This window comes from Streptomyces cupreus, from assembly GCF_014257025.1.
Classification (GTDB): Bacteria; Actinomycetota; Actinomycetes; order Streptomycetales; family Streptomycetaceae; genus Streptomyces; species Streptomyces cupreus.
Window position 1 is genome coordinate 255,494 of sequence record NZ_JACMSF010000003.1, and the last position, 15,913, is coordinate 271,406.

Annotated in this window: 18 protein-coding genes; 10 read left to right on the top strand and 8 right to left on the bottom strand. The window is 70.6% G+C overall.

Annotated features, from left to right (window positions below; genetic code table 11):
• Positions 1 to 53: 53 nt before the first annotated feature.
• On the bottom strand, positions 54 to 455 hold the full coding sequence (locus H4N64_RS04525) for a hypothetical protein (RefSeq protein WP_186280780.1): 402 nt from the start codon (positions 453 to 455) through the stop codon (positions 54 to 56).
• A 59-nt stretch (positions 456 to 514) separates the two neighbouring features.
• Between H4N64_RS04525 and H4N64_RS04530 the strand changes: the two genes are divergently transcribed.
• Complete coding sequence (locus tag H4N64_RS04530) at positions 515 to 1,219, top strand: uridine kinase (protein WP_186280781.1); 705 nt, start codon at positions 515 to 517, stop codon at positions 1,217 to 1,219.
• A gap of 159 nt (positions 1,220 to 1,378) precedes the next feature.
• Here the strand turns inward: H4N64_RS04530 and H4N64_RS04535 are convergent, their stop codons facing one another.
• The gene (locus H4N64_RS04535; RefSeq protein ID WP_186280782.1) at positions 1,379 to 2,122 is read right to left on the bottom strand and encodes a SigE family RNA polymerase sigma factor; all 744 of its coding nucleotides are present in this window, start codon (positions 2,120 to 2,122) and stop codon (positions 1,379 to 1,381) included.
• Positions 2,123 to 2,342: 220 nt separating this feature from the next.
• Here H4N64_RS04535 and afsQ1 point away from each other — a divergent pair, with 220 nt between their 5' ends.
• The 5 genes from afsQ1 (at position 2,343) to H4N64_RS04560 (ending at position 6,202) form a co-directional block, all read left to right on the top strand.
• On the top strand, positions 2,343 to 3,020 hold the full coding sequence (gene afsQ1 / locus H4N64_RS04540; RefSeq protein WP_062722075.1) for a two-component system response regulator AfsQ1: 678 nt from the start codon (positions 2,343 to 2,345) through the stop codon (positions 3,018 to 3,020).
• On the top strand, positions 3,017 to 4,585 hold the full coding sequence (locus tag H4N64_RS04545) for an ATP-binding protein (RefSeq protein ID WP_186280783.1): 1,569 nt from the start codon (positions 3,017 to 3,019) through the stop codon (positions 4,583 to 4,585). Before afsQ1 ends, H4N64_RS04545 begins: the two co-directional genes overlap by 4 nt.
• Positions 4,585 to 5,184, top strand: a complete 600-nt coding sequence (locus H4N64_RS04550) for a hypothetical protein (protein WP_186280784.1) — start codon at positions 4,585 to 4,587, stop codon at positions 5,182 to 5,184. The genes H4N64_RS04545 and H4N64_RS04550 overlap by 1 nt, the downstream gene beginning before the upstream one ends.
• 164 nt (positions 5,185 to 5,348) lie before the next feature.
• Positions 5,349 to 5,906, top strand: coding sequence for a VanZ family protein (locus H4N64_RS04555; protein ID WP_186280785.1), 558 nt, complete (start codon positions 5,349 to 5,351; stop codon positions 5,904 to 5,906).
• Between the two features lie 95 nt (positions 5,907 to 6,001).
• Complete coding sequence (locus H4N64_RS04560; RefSeq protein ID WP_186280786.1) at positions 6,002 to 6,202, top strand: PspC domain-containing protein; 201 nt, start codon at positions 6,002 to 6,004, stop codon at positions 6,200 to 6,202.
• A gap of 74 nt (positions 6,203 to 6,276) precedes the next feature.
• Here the strand turns inward: H4N64_RS04560 and H4N64_RS04565 are convergent, their stop codons facing one another.
• A complete protein-coding gene (locus tag H4N64_RS04565; RefSeq protein ID WP_186280787.1) occupies positions 6,277 to 6,636 on the bottom strand; it encodes an ATP-binding protein in 360 nt (119 codons plus the stop codon).
• Between the two features lie 138 nt (positions 6,637 to 6,774).
• Positions 6,775 to 7,932 carry an adenosine deaminase gene (locus H4N64_RS04570; protein ID WP_186280788.1) on the bottom strand — a complete coding sequence of 386 codons (1,158 nt, stop codon included), beginning with the start codon at positions 7,930 to 7,932 and terminating at the stop codon, positions 6,775 to 6,777.
• Between the two features lie 113 nt (positions 7,933 to 8,045).
• Between H4N64_RS04570 and H4N64_RS04575 the strand changes: the two genes are divergently transcribed.
• On the top strand, positions 8,046 to 8,801 hold the full coding sequence (locus H4N64_RS04575) for an alpha/beta hydrolase (RefSeq protein WP_186280789.1): 756 nt from the start codon (positions 8,046 to 8,048) through the stop codon (positions 8,799 to 8,801).
• Between the two features lie 182 nt (positions 8,802 to 8,983).
• On the opposite strand, the gene H4N64_RS04580 is transcribed toward H4N64_RS04575, so the two are convergent.
• Positions 8,984 to 9,937, bottom strand: coding sequence for a LysR family transcriptional regulator (locus H4N64_RS04580; RefSeq protein WP_186280790.1), 954 nt, complete (start codon positions 9,935 to 9,937; stop codon positions 8,984 to 8,986).
• Positions 9,938 to 10,000: 63 nt separating this feature from the next.
• Here H4N64_RS04580 and H4N64_RS04585 point away from each other — a divergent pair, with 63 nt between their 5' ends.
• Together H4N64_RS04585 and H4N64_RS04590 are read left to right on the top strand one after the other, a co-directional pair.
• Positions 10,001 to 11,275: an MFS transporter gene (locus H4N64_RS04585; RefSeq protein ID WP_186280791.1), complete on the top strand. Its 1,275-nt coding sequence runs from the start codon at positions 10,001 to 10,003 to the stop codon at positions 11,273 to 11,275.
• A 326-nt stretch (positions 11,276 to 11,601) separates the two neighbouring features.
• The gene (locus H4N64_RS04590) at positions 11,602 to 12,606 is read left to right on the top strand and encodes a sigma-70 family RNA polymerase sigma factor (RefSeq protein WP_186280792.1); all 1,005 of its coding nucleotides are present in this window, start codon (positions 11,602 to 11,604) and stop codon (positions 12,604 to 12,606) included.
• Here H4N64_RS04590 and H4N64_RS04595 read toward each other — a convergent pair.
• Positions 12,499 to 12,885: an STAS domain-containing protein gene (locus H4N64_RS04595; protein WP_186280793.1), complete on the bottom strand. Its 387-nt coding sequence runs from the start codon at positions 12,883 to 12,885 to the stop codon at positions 12,499 to 12,501. The genes H4N64_RS04590 and H4N64_RS04595 overlap by 108 nt on opposite strands.
• A gap of 120 nt (positions 12,886 to 13,005) precedes the next feature.
• Here H4N64_RS04595 and H4N64_RS04600 point away from each other — a divergent pair, with 120 nt between their 5' ends.
• Entirely contained in the window at positions 13,006 to 13,926 is a 921-nt protein-coding gene (locus H4N64_RS04600) for an AEC family transporter (protein ID WP_186280794.1), read from the top strand.
• Here H4N64_RS04600 and H4N64_RS04605 read toward each other — a convergent pair.
• Together H4N64_RS04605 and H4N64_RS04610 are read right to left on the bottom strand one after the other, a co-directional pair.
• Positions 13,830 to 14,522, bottom strand: coding sequence for a Uma2 family endonuclease (locus H4N64_RS04605; RefSeq protein WP_186280795.1), 693 nt, complete (start codon positions 14,520 to 14,522; stop codon positions 13,830 to 13,832). The two genes, H4N64_RS04600 and H4N64_RS04605, sit on opposite strands and share 97 nt — an antisense overlap.
• A gap of 75 nt (positions 14,523 to 14,597) precedes the next feature.
• The gene (locus H4N64_RS04610) at positions 14,598 to 15,875 is read right to left on the bottom strand and encodes a thymidine phosphorylase (protein WP_186280796.1); all 1,278 of its coding nucleotides are present in this window, start codon (positions 15,873 to 15,875) and stop codon (positions 14,598 to 14,600) included.
• Positions 15,876 to 15,913 lie beyond the last annotated feature (38 nt).

Below are 15,913 nucleotides of genomic sequence, written 5' to 3' on the forward strand. Positions count from 1 at the left end.
GAGAGCCGCGCCTCCCCTCCGTCCGGGGGAAGCGCGGCTCTCTGCTGTCGTGGTCAGCCGCCGAGCAGGTCCGTCGCCTGGCCCACCACCGGGATGCTGCCGATCGACTGGGCCTGCGCCACCGGGGCTGTGAGCATCTGCGAGGTCAGGGGCTGGAAGTCGGCGAGCTGGGTGCCGACGCCGTTGTCGAGGGGGTCCGCGCCCGTTCCCGCCAGCGGGTTGGGCTTGAGGCCCGCCACCGGGCCCGTGACATGGCCGAGCGTGCCGGTGACCGCCTGGAGGGCGTGTGGGTCGGTCTTGCCCAGGGAAGTGGGGCGGGTACGCACCACGTCGAGGACCGGCTCGGCGTCCGCGGCTGCCGTCGACGCGGCGGCGCCCAGGGCGGCCCCGGCGGTCGCGAGGGCGACCAGGGCACGCTGGGCGGTGGGGTGGGGGAAGGACGCTTGTCCGGCCATCGGTTCTGCCACCTTCTGACGCACTGGGTAATCAGGTCGACACAAAGGGTAGTTGAGGTGTGACGCGCGCTTCAAAGCCGACCCGCGGAGTCGATGAACAGCAGGTGAATGCGTCATATTGGTGTTCCGTGAGCTCCCATCCGCCGATACCTTCGCGAGTCGTGCTGCTCTGCGGCCCCTCCGGCTCCGGCAAGTCCCTCCTCGCGGCCCGCTCCGGCCTCCCGGTGCTGCGCCTCGACGACTTCTACAAGGAGGGCGACGACCCGACGCTGCCGCTGGTCCTCGGGAGCTCCGACATCGACTGGGACCACCCGCAGTCATGGGACGCCGACAAGGCCGTGGCGGCGATCGAGGAACTGTGCCGCACCGGTCGTACGACGATCCCGCTCTACGACATCTCCCTCAGCGCCCGCACCGGCGAGGAGCCCGTGCACTTCGGGCGGACCCCGCTGTTCATCGCGGAGGGCATCTTCGCGGCGGAGATCGTCACCCGCTGCCGCGAACTGGGCGTACTGGCCGACGCGCTGTGTCTGAGCCGCGGCCCGGTGAAGACGTTCCGTCGCCGGTTCCTCAGGGACCTGAAGGAGGGCCGTAAGTCCGTTCCCTTCCTGCTGCGCCGCGGCTGGCGTCTGATGCGGGCCGAGCGGTCGATCGTGGCCCGCCAGAGGGCGCTGGGCGCCTACGCCTGCGACCGTGACGAGGCGATGGGCCGACTGGTCGAGGCGGCCGCGGGACGGCACGTACAGGCGAGGACGCCGGCGTAGCACCCCGGGCACAGAAAAGCGGGACTGGACGGACCCCCCGGCCCTCCAGTCCCGCTCCCTTTGGTGCTCCCCCGTGTTCCCCCCCCGTTGTTGCCCCGTTGGGCTCTCCCCCGAAAGCCCCCCGGTTACCGCTCCCCCGTTACTTGCTCCCCCCAGACCTCAGGCGACCAGCTCGCCGAAGGCGTCCTCCTCGTCACGGCCGAAGCTGAGGACCTCGTCCTCGCGCAGCCGGCGGAGCGACCGCCAGATGCTGGACTTCACCGTGCCGACACTGATGTCGAGGATGTCCGCGATCTCCGGGTCGGTGCGGCCCTCGTAGTAGCGAAGGACCAGCATCGTCCGCTGGAGTTCGGGCAGCCGGGCCAGCGCCTGCCACAGGACCGCGCGCAGCTCGGTGCCGCGCATCGCGTCCGTGTCGCCGGGCGTCTCCGGCAGCTCCTCGGTCGGGTACTCGTTCAGCTTGCGGCGGCGCCACGCGCTGATGTGCAGATTGGTCATCGTCCGCCGCAGGTAACCCCCGACGGCGGCCTTGTCGCTGATCCGGTCCCAGGCCTTGTACGTCGAGAACAGCGCGCTCTGCAGCAGGTCCTCGGCCTCGAACCGGTCACCGGTGAGGTGGTAGGCGGTTGCGTACAGGGAGGCGCGGCGCTCCTGGACGTAGGCGGTGAACTCCGCCTCCGACAGCGAACGACGCTCCCCCGTGTCCTCCCTGTACGCGCTTCCCCCGTGTGCTTCCCCCGTGAAACCGTCAACCACCGTCATGTACGCGGTGTGCTGACGCCCGGTGCCGCGAGCGCACCCCCGCCCGCTCACGGCACCGGACTTCTCCGGACCCCGGCCCCCGTTCACGTCATGCAGACGCGTGACAACTGCGCTGGTGCTTGCACTGTGCAGCGTGTTCATCTCGCGCCCCCCGTCGTGGACTTCCGGTGTTCGGCTTGCTTCCTTGCCTGTGCCGAAAAGCTTGCCCCCGCACCTTCATGGCCGTGTCCGCCGACTGTCACAGAGCTGTCACAGGGGTCCGTCGCATGTGGCGCACAGCGCGGTCACAGAGAGCAGCGGTACGGGCACGTACCTGTCCAGGTGTCGAAACCCCACCCCACCATGGGCCAGAATGAGCCCCGTGCCTTCCCTGTTGCTGATCGAGGACGACGACGCCATCCGTACGGCCCTGGAGCTGTCTCTTACGCGCCAGGGTCACCGGGTTGCCACGGCTGCCACCGGTGAGGACGGTCTGAAGCTGCTGCGAGAGCAGCGGCCGGACCTGATCGTGCTGGATGTGATGCTGCCCGGCATCGACGGGTTCGAGGTGTGCCGCCGTATCCGGCGCACCGACCAGTTGCCGATCATCCTGCTCACCGCGCGCAGCGACGACATCGACGTGGTGGTCGGCCTGGAGTCCGGTGCCGACGACTATGTCGTCAAGCCCGTGCAGGGGCGGGTGCTCGACGCCCGGATCCGGGCCGTGCTACGGCGCGGCGAGCGGGAGTCCAACGACGCGGCGAGCTTCGGCAGCCTCGTCATCGACCGCGCGGCGATGACCGTGACGAAGAACGGCGAGGACCTCCAGCTCACGCCGACCGAGCTCCGGCTGCTGCTGGAGCTGAGCCGGCGGCCAGGGCAGGCGCTGTCCCGGCAGCAGTTGCTGCGGCTGGTGTGGGAGCACGACTACCTCGGTGACTCACGTCTGGTGGACGCCTGTGTGCAGCGGCTGCGCGCCAAGGTCGAGGACGTGCCGTCCTCCCCGACGCTGATCCGTACGGTCCGCGGTGTCGGCTACCGGCTGGACGCGCCTCAGTGACACAAGCGCAAGGGGGGTTCCGCGGCTGGTTCGCGGAGCGCAAGGGAGTCTGGTCGCGGCTGCGCTTCACCAGTCTGCGGCTGCGGCTGGTCGTCGTGTTCGGCCTGGTGGCGCTGACCGCGGCCGTGTCCGCGTCCGGTATCGCGTACTGGCTCAACCGCGAGGCCGTGCTCACCCGTACCCAGGACGCGGTGCTGCGGGATTTCCAGCAGGAGATGCAGAGCGAGGCGGGTGTACTGCCCGAGCGGCCGACGCAGGACGAACTCCAGCGCACCGCCGGGCAGATGGCCAACAGCAGCCAGCGGTTCAGTGTGCTGCTCGTCGCCGAGAACGCCGACGGGAAGACCGTCTTCGGCAGTTCCGGCGGGCTGAGCGGCTTCATGCTGAAGGACGTGCCCGAGTCGCTGCGTGAGGCGGTGAACGAGGAGCAGGCGGTCAACTCCACCAACAAGTACGCGTACCACCTGTACTGGCAGCGGATCGTGGAGGACGACACCCCGTATCTGGTCGCCGGTACGAAGGTGATCGGCGGCGGCCCGACCGGTTACATGCTCAAGTCCCTTGAGCCGGAGGCGAAGGACCTCAACTCCCTCGCCTGGTCACTCGGGATCGCCACGGGCCTCGCCCTGATCGGCTCCGCGCTGCTCGCGCAGGCGGCCGCCACGACCGTACTGAAGCCCGTGCACCGCCTGGGAGTCGCCGCCCGGCGGCTCGGCGAGGGCAAGCTGGACACCCGGCTGAGGGTGTCCGGGACCGATGAACTGGCCGATCTTTCAAGGACGTTCAACAACGCCGCCGAGGCCCTGGAGAAACGGGTCGCGGACATGGCCGCGCGGGACGACGCGTCACGGCGGTTCGTCGCCGACATGAGCCATGAGCTGCGTACGCCGCTCACCGCCATCACCGCCGTGACCGAGGTGCTGGAGGAGGAGCTGGAGGCGGAGACCGGGTCGATGGACCCGATGATCGAGCCGGCGGTACGGCTCGTCGTCAGCGAGACCCGACGGCTGAACGACCTCGTCGAGAACCTGATGGAGGTCACCCGCTTCGACGCGGGCACCGCCCGGCTGGTGCTGGACGACGTCGACGTCGCCGACCAGATCACCGCCTGCATCGACGCACGCGCCTGGCTGGACGCGGTCGACCTGGACGCCGAGCGCGGCATCCACGCCGGGCTCGACCCACGCCGCCTGGACGTCATCCTGGCCAACCTCATCGGCAACGCGCTCAAGCACGGGGGGTCGCCGGTGCGGGTTTCCGTGGGTGAGGAGGGCGAGGAGGTCGTCATCGCGGTACGCGATCACGGCCCCGGCATCCCCGAGGACGTCCTCCCGCACGTCTTCGACCGCTTCTACAAGGCGAGCGCCTCCCGGCCCCGCTCCGAGGGCAGCGGTCTGGGCCTGTCCATCGCCCTGGAGAACGCGCACATCCACGGCGGCGAGATCACCGCCGCCAACTCCCCCGAGGGCGGTGCGGTGTTCACGCTGCGGCTGCCCCGGGACGCCTCGACGCTGACCCAGGAGGCCGAGGAGAACAAGGGCACCGACGAGAAGGGGGAGGCGTGATGACCGTACGCCGTCTGCTGGCGCTCCCGCTGCTCGCCGGGCTGCTCGCCGGGTGCGGTATCCGGGCCACGGAGGTACCTACCGACTTCGGCCCCGCGCCCTCACGGGTGCACTGCTCCCTCGTCGAACCGGACGTCTCGACCCAGGCCTCGCGCGGGGTTCCGGCCCAGGTGTTCCTGCTGTGCCGCTCGTCACTGGTGGCCGTGGACCGCACGGTCCGGGTGCCGGAGGGCGCGCCGGACTCGCAGCGGCGCGTGCTGGTGGCCCAGGGCCTGCTGAACGAACTGGAGTCGACCCCGTCGGCGGCCGAGCTGGAGGCCGGCTACACGACGGAGGTGCGCGGCGACCTGTCCGTGACGGGCCCCCGAGGGGACGACCCGGACGACACCCTCCGCCTGAGCACCCCGCTCAAGGCCCTGGCCCCGGTCGCCCTCGCCCAGCTCGTCTGCACCTTCTCCGACTCGACAGCGGCGGAGGGAGACGGCTCGGTGATCCTGGGCGGCCCGGACGAGGACCCACTGCGTCGGTACGAGTGCACGGACGAGGTAAGAGCGAGACCGGGCACGGAGCAGCCACCGTCGGCGGAACTAACGGGGTAGGGGCGCGGGGCTGTATCGATATGCGGCTCCGCCGCGATGGGGGTCCCCCCGCTCGAGCGAAGCCGAGAGTGGGGGAGCGACCAGCCCCCACCGGCCCGCACCCGAATCACGACCCGTCAACGGCCACCGGAACCAACCACACCGAACTCCGCGTCTAGGGGGTCGTGCAGCGTCAAGGCTCAAGCGGCGGCGGCAACACCGCACTCCGCATCCGAGTGATAGCCGGCGGCCTCCTGGTCGCCCACCTCGCGTTCGTCGCCTGGCTCACGCTGCGCCCACTCGACGTCCCCTGGGTACTGCCACCCAACCTGCGCCCGTTCGCCGGGATCGAGGCCGACCTGGCGCTGGGCTGGCAGGAGGGCGTACGACGGATCACCGAGGGCCTTGCCCTGCTCGCGCCGCTGGGCGTACTGCTGCCGGCGGTGCACGGCAGGATCGCCGTATCGCCGCTGGCGTCACTGGTCCGTACGGTCGCCGCCGGAGTCCTGATCTCGATGGGCATCGAGCTGTTGCAGACCGGCGTGCCGGGCCAGGTCGTGGACGTCGACTCCGTACTGCTGAACACCACTGGCGTGGCCCTCGCGCACTCGGCGGTGGTGCCGGCGGCACGCCACTGGCTGCGCCGCAGGACCGAGCGCGCCCACCGCACCACGACGGCCCTGAAGGAGGAGGCTCCTCAGGGTAGGACCCCGACGATTCCCAGGGTCGGGATCGCACCGTAGAGCGACGCTTTGCACCGTTCGTCTCCGTACCGTGGATGTCAGATGAGGCAGCCGGAACAGGCCGCCTCCGACCGACGCTCACGAAGGAGCCGCAGATGTCCCGCCTCGCCCGACCCACCAACGGCCGCATGATCGGCGGAGTGTGCGCCGCGCTGGCGCGACGCTTCGGCATGTCCGCGACCACGATGCGCGTGCTGTTCCTGCTGTCCTGTCTGCTGCCGGGCCCGCAGTTCCTGATCTACATAGCGCTCTGGATCTTCCTGCCCTCGGAGGACAAGGCGCGCACCGCCTGGTGACCGGCTGACATACATACGCCGATGGGGCGCACCCCGTGTCCAAGGGTGCGCCCCATCGGCGCGTTCGGGAGGGCTCAGCCGAGCGGCAGGCCGTTCAGACCGGTGCCGCCGCCCCCGGGCAGGACCTTGCCGACCGGAAGTCCGCCGAGGAGCCCCGCGACCGGCTTGGCCGGGCCGTCGGCGAGCAGCTTGTGGGCGAGTGGCTGGGCGGCGGCCACGCTCGGACCGACCGCGGTCTGCCCATGGGCCAGGGCCTCACCGGCACCGGGCAGCGCCGTGGAAGCGTTCTCGGCGGGGAGCGTCCGGGTCACCGTGTCCAGCGCCGAACCGGCGTCCGGCACGGCCGGGGCAGCGTTCGCGGCGCCCGCACCGGCGGCGGCGAAGGCGGCACCGAGGGCGGCGACACCGAGGGTCTTGGCAGCAGACTGCTTCATTGAATGCGTCCTCGAAATGGGGTGACGGGTATGTGAGCGGTCCACGACCGTAAACATGCCTGGGCACCCGCCGCAAACATCGAAATGCGGACGGATTGTGAACACCCGCCCGCATTCCGCGTTCCGAAATCCCGCCGATCAGCCTTCTTCGACCGTAGAACCGCTGGTGGAGGCAGTTTGCTGGAACAGCCACTCGGATTTCAGCTCGGCGTAACCGGGCTTGATGACGTCATTGATCATCGCGAGTCGTTCATCGAAAGGAATGAACGCTGATTTCATCGCATTGACGGAGAACCACTGCATGTCGTCGAGCGTGTAACCGAATGCGTCGACAAGATGCTCGAATTCCCGGCTCATGCTGGTGTGGGACATCAGCCGGTTGTCGGTGTTCACGGTCGTCCGGAAGTGCAGTCGGCGCAGCAGCCCGATCGGGTGCTCGACGTAGGAGGTGGCGGCGCCGGTCTGGAGGTTGGAGCTGGGGCACATCTCCAGCGGGATGCGCTTGTCGCGGACGTAGGAGGCGAGCCGGCCGAGGTGGACGGTGCCGTCGTCCTTGACCTCGATGTCGTCGATGATGCGCACCCCGTGCCCGAGCCGGTCGGCACCGCACCACTGGAGGGCCTGCCAGATGGACGGCAGCCCGAAGGCCTCTCCGGCGTGGATGGTGAAGTGGTTGTTCTCGCGCTTCAGATACTCGAAGGCGTCGAGATGCCGGGTGGGCGGGTAACCGGCCTCGGCACCGGCGATGTCGAAGCCGACGACGCCCAGGTCGCGGTAGCGGTTGGCGAGTTCGGCGATCTCCAGGGCGCGGGCGGCGTGCCGCATGGCGGTCAGCAGGGCGCCGACGCGGATGCGGTGACCGCTCTCACGGGCGAGCCGCTCCCCTTCCCGGAAGCCCTCGTTGACGGCCTCGACGACCTCTTCGAGGCTGAGCCCGCCTTCGAGGTGCTGCTCGGGCGCGTACCGCACCTCGGCGTAGACGACGCCGTCCTCGGCGAGATCCTCGGCGCACTCGCGCGCGACCCGCACCAGGGCGTCCCGGGTCTGCATCACGCCGACGGTGTGCGAGAAGGTCTCCAGATACCGCTCGAGCGAGCCGGAGTCGGCGGCCTCGCGGAACCAGACGCCGAGCTTGTCCGGGTCGGTCTCGGGGAGCTGGGCGTACCCGCTGCCGCGGGCGAGTTCGACGATGGTCCCGGGGCGCAGGCCGCCGTCGAGATGGTCGTGCAGCAGAACCTTGGGCGCCCGGCGGATCTGCTCCGGCGTCGGGGTGTTCGCGATGGTCTGGCTCGTCATTTCCGCACCCTAACTCCTACGCGCGTAGAGCGCCTGTTGGACATTTTTGTCGATACGTAATGGTGACCCCACGGACGGGTGGCGTACACCCATGCTTCTGACACTGTTCTGTCATGGCACAGCAAGCGACGCCGGTTCGCACGGCCCGGCTTGGGAGAGCGCTCGGCCCGGAACCGACGACGGTCAGCGGGGTGGTGCTGCTGCTCCCCGGAGGTGACGAGACATCACATCGCCGCCCCTCCCCGATGCTGGCGGCGGCCTCGGTGCGCGCCCTGGGGCGCCGGCTCACTCGCGCGGCACGGGACGAGGGGCTGGCCGCGCACGCCGTGCACTACCGCTGGCGGGGCTGGAACGACACCGAGGCGAACCTGGCGCGGGACGCCGACTGGGCCGTGGAGGAGGCCGTACGGCGCTATGGCGATGTGCCGGTGTGCCTCGCCGGGTTCGACATGGGCGGGCGGGCCGCGCTGCGGGCGGGCGGGCACGAGGCCGTCAACTCCGTGCTTGCGATAGCCCCTTGGCTGCCGGAGGAGGACGTCGCCGCGCCACCCGAACCGGTGAAACAGCTCGCCGGGCGGAAGGTGCTGATCGTGCACGGCACGAACGATCAGCGGACGGATCCCGAGTTGTCCTTTCGGCTGGCGGCCCGGGCGAAGAAGACGAACCGGGATGTGTGCCGGTTCGAAGTGCACTCCGACGGGCACGGGTTGCATCAGCACCGGGACGAAGTACTGGCGCTGGCCGAGGACTTCGTGATGGGGGCGCTGTTCGGGCGGGCGTTCGCCCGGCCGGTGGAGGACGCGTTCGCGGCTCCGCCGCCGCTGGGGTTGCGGATGCCGCTTGCCTCCGGCTTCGGGCGGCGGCGTTAGGGCCTGTTCTGAGTTGCCCCGTCGTCCGCGCGGAGCGCGGGCGCAGCGGCGTTCGGTGCGTGCCCTCGGCGTGCGGCGTCGCAGGTCATGTGCGGAGCCACCTGTCCTGTGGCGCCGTGCGGCGATGGCGCGTGCCGGGCGTCGGGGCGCAGGCGGGGCAACTCAGAACAGGCCCTAATCCCCTAGGTGGGAAGCAGATTGCCCCTCTTCGCCAACAGGAACTTCTTGAACGCCGCCACCGGCGGTGTGTCCGGGTGGCCGTCCAGCCAGGCCACCCCGATCTCCCGCACCGCGCGCGGGGCCGTGACCGTGAGCTCCACCACCCCAGGCCGGGGTACCGCCGGCGGCGGCAGCAGCGCGACGCCCAGGCCTGCCGCGACGAGCCCCCTCAGCGTCTCCGCCTCCTCCCCCTCGAAGGCGATACGCGGCTTGAAGCCGGCCTCTCGGCAGAGGTCGTCGGTGATACGGCGCAGGCCGTAGCCGGGTTCCAGGGTGACGAAGGTTTCGTCGGCGGCCTCGGCCAGGCGGATGCGTCGGCGGGCCGAGAGACGGTGGTCGGCGGGGACCACCAGGCGGAGCTTCTGCTCGTCCAGGCGGCGGGCGACCAGGTCCGGGGCGTCCGGCACCGGTGACGTAAGGCACAGGTCGAGCTCGCCCGCGCGCAGCCGCTCGATCATCGCCTCGCCGTAGTTCTGGACCAGGCTGAAGCGGACGCGCGGGTGGTCGGCCCGGAAGGCGCTGATGAGGCCGGGGACCGTCTCCCAGCCCATGGTGTGCAGGAAGCCGAAGGCGACCTTGCCGGTGGCGAGGTCGGCGTCCGCGCGGACCTCGTCGGCGGCGCGCTCCACCTCGGCGAGGGCACGTTCGACGGAGGCGAGGAAAGTGCGGCCGGCCGGCGTGAGGGAGACCGTGCGGCCCCGGCGGGCGAACAGTTCGACGCCGAGATCCTGTTCGAGGCGGACCATGGCGCGCGAGAGGGTCGACTGGGGGACCTGCATCTCCTGCGCGGCGCGGGTGACGTGCTCGGTGCGGGCGACGCCGGCGAAGTAGGCGAGCCGTGGCGCCAGCAACATCGTCATGTCTTCTGTGTCACTGGACGGTGACAGTCGCGGCTGTGACCTCTGCTGATGCTCCATGGGAACGATTATGGCGATTCCATGCATTGGACGGATCAGCGGGAGCGCTCGTAACTTCGAGGTATGTCTCCCGCCAGTACCGGGGCGCCCACCACCCTGGGCGCCGTCACGTCCGTCCCCGCCTCCGACTCCCGTATGACCCCGGGCGGCCCCGGCTACCGCCGGATGAGCTTCGCCCTCTTCCTCGCCGGTGTGGCGACCTTCGCCCTCCTGTACTCCACCCAGGCCCTGCTGCCGCTGATCTCCGGCGAGTTCGGGGTGGCGGCGAGCGAGGCGAGCTGGACGGTGGCGGCGGCGACCGGCGGTCTGGCGCTGTTCGTCCTTCCGATGAGCGCGCTGTCGGAGCGTTTCGGCCGTCGTACGGTCATGACGGCATCGCTGGGGGTCGCGGTGACCCTCGGACTGCTGGTGCCCTTCGCGCCGAACCTGACCTCCCTGGTCGTGCTGCGGGCGGTGCAGGGCGCGGCGCTGGCCGGGCTTCCGGCGTCGGCGACGGCATATCTGGCCGAAGAGGTCCGGCCCAGGGCGCTGATCACGGCGATCGGGCTGTTCGTCGCGGGCAACAGCGTGGGCGGGATGAGCGGCCGGGTGATCACCGGCTGGGTCGCGCAGGAGTGGGGCTGGCGGGTGGCCGTCGGGGTGATCGGCGCGATGGCGGTGGCCTGCGCGGTGGCGTTCCGGCTGCTGCTGCCGGCGCCGAAGCACTTCGTCGCGGGCTCGCTGAAGCCGCGCGTGCTGGCCCGCACGGTCCGCGACCACCTCTCGGCCCCGCTGCTGCGCCGCCTCTACGCGATCGGCGCGCTGTTCATGACGGTGTTCGGTGGCGTGTACACGGTGATCGGCTACCGGCTGACGGAGGCGCCGTTCGGGCTGGGGCAGGGCATCGTCGGCTCGATCTTCCTGGTCTACCTGGTGGGCACGGTGTCCGCGTCGACGGCGGGCCGTCTTGTGGGCCGCCTCGGCCGCCGGGGTGCGCTGTACGCGGCGGGCGGCACGACGGCGGCGGGGCTGCTGCTGTCCATGGCCGACAACCTGCCGCTGGTCCTGCTGGGCCTGGTCCTGATCACCGCGGGCTTCTTCGCGGGCCACGCGGTGGCCTCCTCGGCGGTCAGCAAGACGGCGACGCACGGCCGCGCGCAGGCGTCCGCGCTGTACCAGTCGGCGTACTACGTCGGCTCCAGCGCGGGCAGCACGGTCGGCGCGATCGCCTTCCACGCGGGCGGCTGGGCCGGAACCGTCGGGGTCGGTCTGCTGGCGGTGGTCGGCGTAGTGACGATCACGGTGCTCGGCACGCGCGCGGCCCGCTTGCAGCGCCGGAGTCTGGCGACGGCCGCCTGATTACTCGTACGTCCGTTCCCCCTGGTCGGGGCCGGTCAGCAGTGGCCGCGGACAGTCTCCGCGATCACTGCGACCGGCCCGAACAGGCAATCGCCCCTGCTGCCCGGAGTGGCAGCTGGACGCAAGCGTGGCGCCCTGTCCAGTGGCGAGCGCTGCGCAAGTCGGCACGGCAGTCGGTGTCCCTGGGCAATCTGCTGACCCAATCCATGAGCACCCGCCTGACCTGCACCTTTCCTTGCTCCGGGGGCCAATGTCAGTGGGCCGCAGTACCTTCCCCTTACTGAGGCGCACGAGCGCGACACGATGGCCACAGGGGTGGGTGGACGATGAGCAACACGGCGACTACGACGGACCTCGACGCGACGCTGGAGCGGCACCGGGTGGAACTGACCGGGTACTGCTACCGCATGCTCGGCTCGTCCTTCGAGGCCGAGGACGCGGTGCAGGACACCCTGGTCCGGGCCTGGCGCAGCTACGACAAGTTCGAGGGCCGCTCCAGCGTCCGCTCCTGGCTGTACCGCATCGCGACCAATGTCTGTCTGGACATGCTGAGCGCGGGCAACAAGCGGGCCCGCCCGATGGACCTGACCGAGTCCACGCCGCTCGCCCAGGCCGCCCTCTCCCCCCGCCCCGACCACACCTGGCTGGAACCCATGCCCGACGCCCGAGTGCTGCCGACGGTCGAGGATCCGGCCGAGGCGGCCGTCGCCAAAGAGTCCGTGCGGCTGGCCTTCATGGCCGCCCTCCAGCAACTGCCGCCCAAGCAGCGGGCGGTGCTGATCCTGCGCGAGGTGCTGGCCTGGAAGGCGAGCGAGGTCGCCGAGCTGCTCGGCAGCTCGGTCGCGTCGGTCAACAGCGCCCTCCAGCGGGCCCGCGCCACGCTCGCCGAGCGGGAGCAGCAGGGCGCCGACGCGTCGGTGTCGGACCCGCTGGACGAGGAGCAGCAAAAGCTGCTTGAGCGGTATGTGGCGGCCTTCGAGGGCTACGACATGACCGCGCTGACGGCGTTGCTGCACGAGGACGCGATCATGACGATGCCGCCGTTCGACCTGTGGCTGGCCGGCCCGGCGGACATCACCGGCTTCATGACCACGCTCGGCGCCTCCTGCGCCGACTCCCGGCTGCGGCCCGTCCAGGCCAACGGTCTGCCGGGCTTCGCCCACTACAAGCCGGACGAGGAGACCGGCGGCTACACCGCGTGGGCGGTGCAGGTGCTGGAGATCTCAGACGGCCGGATCACCGGGTTCCACTGCTTCCTCGACACCAAGCGCTGGTTCCCGCTGTTCGGGCTGCCCCTCCACCTCGATGCGGAGGCCGACCAGGTCGAGTAGGGCGCACAGGGCCGGATCGGGGTCGCGCAGGCGTATCCGGCCGCCGCAGCGCCGGGCGGCGAGCTGGAGGCGCGCCAGCAGGTCGACGGCGCCGAGGCCCGGTGGCCCGAGACCTCCGACGTCGCACACCACAACCCCGGCACCGGACCCCTCCAGCAGCGTCCGCAGGTCGTCGCACAGCCCTGTCACCTGGTCCTTGGTGACGGGTCCTGCCAGCACGAGTACAGCGGGTGTCATGGCGTCCACGGTCGGTAGACCGGGCGGACGCGCGGAACTCATCGCGGGCCGCCGAGGATCACATTGACCTGCGCCCCGCCTTCCCCGGAGGGTTGGGTGTATGCCCCATGAATCAGCACCTCCGGCGATACGGCACGGCTTCCTCAGCGCCAAGGAGGCGCAGTGCAGGGGGTGCTGACGGGTTTCGCGGTCATAGCGGTGGTGATCGCGGTGGGCTACGGCATAGGCCGCCGCGGCCACTTGGGCGACCACGGCCGCGAAGTCCTCACCAAACTCGCCTTCCATGTGGCCTCCCCCGCCCTCCTCTTCACCACCCTCGCCGGCACCGACCTCTCGGTGATCTTCTCCAGCCGCCTCCTGGTCACGGCCCTGAGCACAGCGGCCATGGCAGGTGTCTTCATCACGCTGGCCGTCGTACGCCGCTGGGGCGTCGGCTACACCACGATCGGCGCGCTGTGCTCCAGCTACGTCAACTCCGGCAACCTCGGCATCCCGATCGCGGTGTACGTCCTCGGCGACGCGTCCCTCGTGGCCCCGGTGCTGCTGTTCCAGCTCGTCCTGGTCGCTCCGGCCGCGGTGACGGTCCTGGACCTGTCCGGTGAGGGCGACAAAGGCCCGCTGTGGCGGCGCCTGCTCACCCCTCTGCGCAACCCGATCGCGGTGGGCTCGCTGTCCGGCGTGGCGGTCTCGGCGACGGGGGTGCGGATCCCCGCCCCGGTCCTGGATCCGCTGACCCTGATCGGCGGTATGTCGGTCCCCGCGGTCCTGCTGGCCTTCGGCATCTCCCTGTGCGGCAGCACGATGCCCGGCCGGGGCCCCGACCGTAACCCTGTCCTGCTGTCGGTCGCGCTGAAGTCGCTGGGCCAGCCCGCGGTGGCCTGGGCGTTGGCGGCGGGGGTGTTCGGCCTGCGGGGCGCTCCGCTGCTGGACGTGGTGGTGACATCGGCGCTGCCCGCGGCGCAGAACCTCTATACCTATGCGTCGGCTTATGGGGTGGGCGAGCGATTGGCGCGGGACTCGATCCTGGTGTCGACGGTGATTTCGGTGCCGGTGCTGGTGGTTGTGGCGGCTGTTCTGGGGTGACGGCGTGAGCGGACCTCGAATTCGCCGGCGCCGAGGGTGAGATCGAAGGGCCTCGGCAACACGAGTGGATCACCGAACCTGCCTGCCCACAGGACGCGGTACACGCCACCCTGTGGTTCGCCGTACAGCGTGATCGTGGGGCCGCCGGGGGCCAGACTGTCGACGAGGAGGTACAGCGGAACGCCGGCCGCGGCGTAGCCCGCGGGCTTGTGTGTCCTGTCGTTGCTCAGGGTGGCCTTCGAGGTGATCTCCACGACCAGCTCGGCCCTCGACGCGGAAACAAAACGGCCGTCCCCCGTACGCAGCGCCTCCTCCGGTACAACGGCGAGGTCCGGCATGTAGAGCCCGAGTCGGGAAGGGATGGCCAGCCCAAGACGCTGGTAGATGCCCCAGGCCTGGGGGACCACCCCGTAGAGCCGCCGCTGAACGCGCTCGGCGAGGCCGTGGTGGGCCTGGGCGGAGTAGGGAGTGACCGTGATCAGCCCCTCGATGATCTCCACCTTGCACCCCTTGGGAACGTCCGTCCGCTCCCAGACCCAGGTGAGTTCTTCCCACTCGCTGTCGGCCAGGATGCAGTCGCCTTCGAACATGCCCATGGACTGCATCCAACATGCCGAACGGGACCGGCGCAGGTCCACCGATCCCGTTCACCCGAAAGGGAAATCGCCTGGTCAGGCGATACGTTCCAGCACCACTGGGGGCGCCGTGAAGTCCGTCCCCGCCGCCGCGATGTCGTACGAGCCCTCCACCGCCTGGAGCGCGTACTCGAAGCGCTCCGGGGTGTCCGTGTGGAGGGTCAGGAGGGGCTGGCCCTCGGTCACCGTGTCGCCCGGCTTGGCGTGGAGTTCGATGCCCGCGCCCGCCTGGACCGGGTCCTCCTTGCGGGCGCGGCCCGCGCCGAGGCGCCAGGCGGCGACGCCGATGTCGTAGGCGTCGAGGCGGGTCAGGACACCGGAGGCGGTCGCCTTGACCACGTGCTGCTCGCGCGCCACCGGCAGCTCCGCGTCCGGGTCGCCGCCCTGCGCCGCGATCATCCGGCGCCACACGTCCATCGCCGAACCGTCGGCCAGCGCCTTCGCCGGGTCGGCGTCGCGGATGCCCGCCGCGTCCAGCATTTCGCGGGCCAGAGCCAGAGTCAGCTCCACCACGTCCGCGGGGCCGCCGCCCGCCAGGACCTCCACCGACTCCCGGACCTCCAGCGCGTTGCCCGCCGTCAGGCCGAGAGGCGTCGACATGTCCGTCAGCAGCGCCACCGTCTTCACATCGTGGTCCGTGCCGAGGCCCACCATCGTCGTCGCCAGCTCGCGCGCGTCCTCGATGGTCTTCATGAAGGCGCCCGTGCCGACCTTCACGTCCAGGACCAGGGAGCCCGTGCCCTCGGCGATCTTCTTCGACATGATGGACGAGGCGATCAGGGGGATCGCTTCGACCGTGCCCGTCACGTCACGCAGGGCGTAGAGCTTCTTGTCCGCGGGGGCCAGGCCGTCGCCCGCCGCGCAGATCACCGCGCCGACACCGTCGAGTACGGACAGCATCTCCTCGTTCGACAGGAGCGCGCGCCAGCCCGGGATGGACTCCAGCTTGTCCAGCGTGCCGCCGGTGTGGCCGAGGCCGCGGCCCGAGAGCTGGGGCACGGCCGCGCCGCAGGCCGCGACCAGGGGCGCCAGCGGCAGCGTGATCTTGTCGCCGACGCCACCCGTGGAGTGCTTGTCCGCCGTCGGACGGGACAGCGACGAGAAGTCCATGCGCTCGCCGCTCGCGATCATCGCGGCGGTCCAGCGGGCGATCTCACCGCGGTTCATGCCGTTGAGCAGGATCGCCATGGCGAGCGCGGACATCTGCTCGTCGGCGACCTCCCCGCGGGTGTACGCGTCGATGACCCAGTCGATCTGCTCGTCGCTGAGCTCACCGCGGTCCCGCTTGGTGCGGATGACGGAGATGACGTCCATGGCATTCCTTCCGAAAGTTCCAGGAAGTGCGCGGCCCC